This is a genomic window from Longimicrobium sp., from assembly GCF_036554565.1.
Classification (GTDB): Bacteria; Gemmatimonadota; Gemmatimonadetes; order Longimicrobiales; family Longimicrobiaceae; genus Longimicrobium.
Genome location: NZ_DATBNB010000652.1, coordinates 1 through 3,274 on the forward strand (window position 1 = coordinate 1; position 3,274 = coordinate 3,274).

The 3,274-nt window shown below is 70.2% G+C and carries 3 protein-coding genes and 1 pseudogene; 2 read left to right on the forward strand and 2 right to left on the reverse strand.

What is annotated here, in order from left to right; genetic code table 11:
* Nucleotides 1-441: hypothetical protein (locus tag VIB55_RS18145; protein WP_331878080.1), on the reverse strand; the 441-nt coding region annotated here is incomplete at its 3' end.
* A gap of 171 nt (nucleotides 442-612) precedes the next feature.
* On the opposite strand from VIB55_RS18145, the gene VIB55_RS18150 reads away from it, so the two are divergent.
* Nucleotides 613-1,095, forward strand: coding sequence for a hotdog fold domain-containing protein (locus VIB55_RS18150; protein WP_331878081.1), 483 nt, complete (start codon nucleotides 613-615; stop codon nucleotides 1,093-1,095).
* A gap of 571 nt (nucleotides 1,096-1,666) precedes the next feature.
* Here VIB55_RS18150 and VIB55_RS18155 read toward each other — a convergent pair.
* The gene (locus VIB55_RS18155) at nucleotides 1,667-2,905 is read right to left on the reverse strand and encodes an acetate kinase (RefSeq protein ID WP_331878082.1); all 1,239 of its coding nucleotides are present in this window, start codon (nucleotides 2,903-2,905) and stop codon (nucleotides 1,667-1,669) included.
* A 169-nt stretch (nucleotides 2,906-3,074) separates the two neighbouring features.
* On the opposite strand from VIB55_RS18155, the pseudogene VIB55_RS18160 reads away from it, so the two are divergent.
* A pseudogene (locus tag VIB55_RS18160) lies at nucleotides 3,075-3,274 on the forward strand (AarF/ABC1/UbiB kinase family protein); the annotation flags it as partial.

A 3,274-nucleotide genomic window follows, 5' to 3' on the forward strand; every position in this document is an offset into this window, starting at 1 on the left:
CAACGCTCCTTGCACGCCCGCGTGGCCGCCGACGCGCACGCGTGCCACGGGCGACCATTCCAGCCCTATCCCTGCCGTGGCCCCGAGCGCGCCCGACGAGATCTCTCCGAACTCCCCTGCTTCCGAGCGGTGCGAGGCGAGGAACGCACCGGCGAACCCATAGGGCCGCAGGTCGCCCTGCCCCGCACCGAACAGCTTGACCCCGGGCGCCAGGGTGAACGACATGAGGTTCTGCTCATTCTCGTCCTGATCGGTACCCGACCCGATGGTGGCGCCCGCCTCGATCCCCACCTCCAGGCGTGGCGAAACCATGTGCCACACGCCGATGGTGGGCTGCCCGAACGGGCGCAGGGAGAGCGCGGTGGACCGTTCCGGCGCGTCCTGGGCGGATGCGGCGCGGGGCGCGAGGAGCGCTGCGGAAAGCACTGCGATACATGCCACTCGGTTCATTGGAGATTCCGTTCGGGATCGGAGTTTCGGGCCCCCCGCACGCACCGGATTCCGTGCGTTTGCGGGGCTCTGGACGGCGGGGCATGGCGCGGTGTATGCTGCCGCGCACAGGAAAGTTCCCGCGGCCGCGATTGGCTGCGTTTTCCCACACCGGCGAACATCATGGCGAACGTGGCGGGCGGGGTCGAGGCGGCCATCCGGTCAAACTGGGAGCGGTTGAGCGGCAAGCCCGGTGGCAAGGCGCTCTTCAGCATGCTGCTGGGGCGGATGGTGCCGTACTCGGGTTCCATCGGCGCGCGGGTGCAGGAGCTTCGCCCGGGGTACGCGCGGGTGACGCTGGCGGACCGCCGCAAGGTTCGCAATCACCTGCGGTCGGTGCACGCGATCGCCCTGATGAACCTGGCGGAGCTTGCCACGGGCCTGGCGCTCAACGTGGGGATGCGGCCGGATGCGCGCTCCATCCTGAAGGGGCTCTCCATCGAGTACCACAAGAAGGCCCGCGGCACCCTGACCGCCGAGGCCAACGCGCCGCTGCTGGACAGCAACGAAGAGCGCGACCTCGAGGTGACGACGGACGTCCGCGACGAGGCCGGCGACGTGGTCGCCTCGGCGATCGCCCGGTGGCGAGTGGGGCCCAGGAAGTGACGGAGCCTTAGGATTGATGCGCGTCCAGCCGGCAGTGGTGCGGCCTCGGGCGCCCCCCATCCCCAGCCCTTCCCCCGCAAACCGCGCGGGGGAAGGGAGCCAGTGTGGAGTGCTGCCCAGACCTCCCCGTCTCGCCAAAGCCTGTCATCCTGAGGCCCAGGCGCACCCTGCCTGCCCGCAGCACATCCTGCGCGGGCCGAAGGAACTAGCAGCGGCCACGTAACCGCCCGGGCGCGGCAGCGGTCACCACTGCAGAGGACGCGGCTCCTCAATGAGGCCCGGCGTTCAGGCGGGGATCCCTGGTGAAGGCCGGTGTGTTTCGGACAAGCCGGCGCAGTTCCCGGCTGCCCTCACCCCCGGCCCCTCTCCCGCAAGCGGGAGAGGGGAGAATTCGATTGCGCTTCGGCAGGTTCGGACGCATGCGCAACGCACCTTCCGGAACGCTCGGCCCTTGCTCCCTTCCCCCGCGCAGTTTGCGGGGGAAGGGCTGGGGATGGGGGGCGCCCGGCGCTGCGCCACACCCACCGGAGCGCTCCAACCCGGTTTTCGCACTAACGCACTACCCCGCCGTTCAGTACCGCGTCTCGATCCCGTGCACCACGCGGAACGTGTCCCGGGCGATCAGCAGCTCCTCGTCCGTGGGAATCACCCACACCTCCGTCCCCGCACCCTCCGGGCTGATGCGCCCCTCGCGGCCCACGTGCGCCTCGTTGGCCGACGCGTCTATCTTGATGCCGGCGAACTCCAGCCCTTCGCAGATCATCGCGCGCACCGCGGGCGCGTTCTCGCCGATGCCTCCCGCGAAGCAGAGGGCGTCCGCTCCGCCCATCGCCGCCAGGTACGAGCCGATGTACTTGCGCGCCCGGTAGCAGAAGATCTCGATCGCCAGCCGCGCCCGGCGGTCGTCGTGCTCGCGGGCCTCGGCCAGCAGCTCGCGCATGTCGTTGGTCAGGCCGGAGATGCCCAGCAGCCCCGACTGCTTGTTCAGCAGCATCTCCACCTCGGCCAGCGACAACCCCTCCTTCTGGGCGATGTAGTCCAGCACCGCGGGGTCCACGTCACCGGAGCGCGTGCCCATCACCAGCCCCTCCAGCGGGGTAAACCCCATCGACGTGTCCCGCGACTCGCCGCCGGAGATGGCGCACGCCGAGCAGCCGTTGCCCAGGTGAAGGGTGATGATGCGCTGGGTTTCGCGCGGGGTGCCCGTCAGCTGCCGCCAGCGGTAGCTCACGTAGCGGTGCGAGGTTCCGTGGAATCCGTAGCGGCGCACGCGGTGCCGGCGGTACAGCGAGTAGGGGATGGCGTACAGGAAGGCGCGCTCGGGAAGTGTGTGGTGGAACGCCGTGTCGAACACCGCCACCTGCGGCACTGCCGCGCCCAGCACGGCGCGGACGGCGTGGATGCCCTTGAGGTTCGCGGGATTGTGCAGCGGCGCCAGCTCGATGGTTTCCTCGATGCCGCGCAGCACCTGCTCGTCAATGCCGACCGAGCGGACGAAGCGCTCGCCGCCGTGCACCACGCGGTGCCCCACCGCGCCGATCTCCGCCAGGCTGCCCAGCGCGCCGCCCTCCGGCCCCACCAGCCACTGCAGCAGGAACTCCACCGCGGCGCGATGGTCCCGTAGCGGCGCCGAGCCCTTTACGGACGGCCCGTCGCCCGCGCGAAAGCTCCATACCGCCTCGCCCCCGATGCGCTCCACCTGCCCGCGCGCCACCCGCCGGTCGGTGTTGTCGGCGAAGCACTGCTCGTCGGTATCGATCACCTGCCACTTGAGCGACGACGAGCCGACGTTGAGGACCAGGATGTTCATTCGATCATACGGCTGAGGGCGGTGCTCTCCATTCCGCGAGAGTACCGCCTCGCCGTTTCCCCCGCCAGAGCGCGCGGGGGAGTGCAGCGAAAGGCCGCGCACGGATTCTGCTTTGCCTGACCGTGCTACGTGCGACACACACGCATCCCCCACCCGGCGGACGACCACGATGGGCATTTCGCTGCGCCCCGAGCACCTGAAGCGGTACCGCGACATGGCACGCCTGGCCATGAAGTACGGGCGCAGCGACCTGGTGCGGCAGGCCGGGCTGGAAGACGCGCTCGAGGGCACCGACGAGGTGCTTCAGAGCACCGACGCTCCCGGCCTGGCCGACGAGCTGGCCGACGACCTGGAGCGGATGGGGCCCAC

What these genes read in the sequence shown, in the direction of transcription:
- VIB55_RS18150 (WP_331878081.1), top strand. Translation starts at nt 613, where the DNA reads ATGGCGAACGTGGCGGGCGGGGTCGAGGCGGCCATCCGGTCAAACTGG.
- VIB55_RS18155 (WP_331878082.1), bottom strand. Translation starts at nt 2,905, where the DNA reads ATGAACATCCTGGTCCTCAACGTCGGCTCGTCGTCGCTCAAGTGGCAG.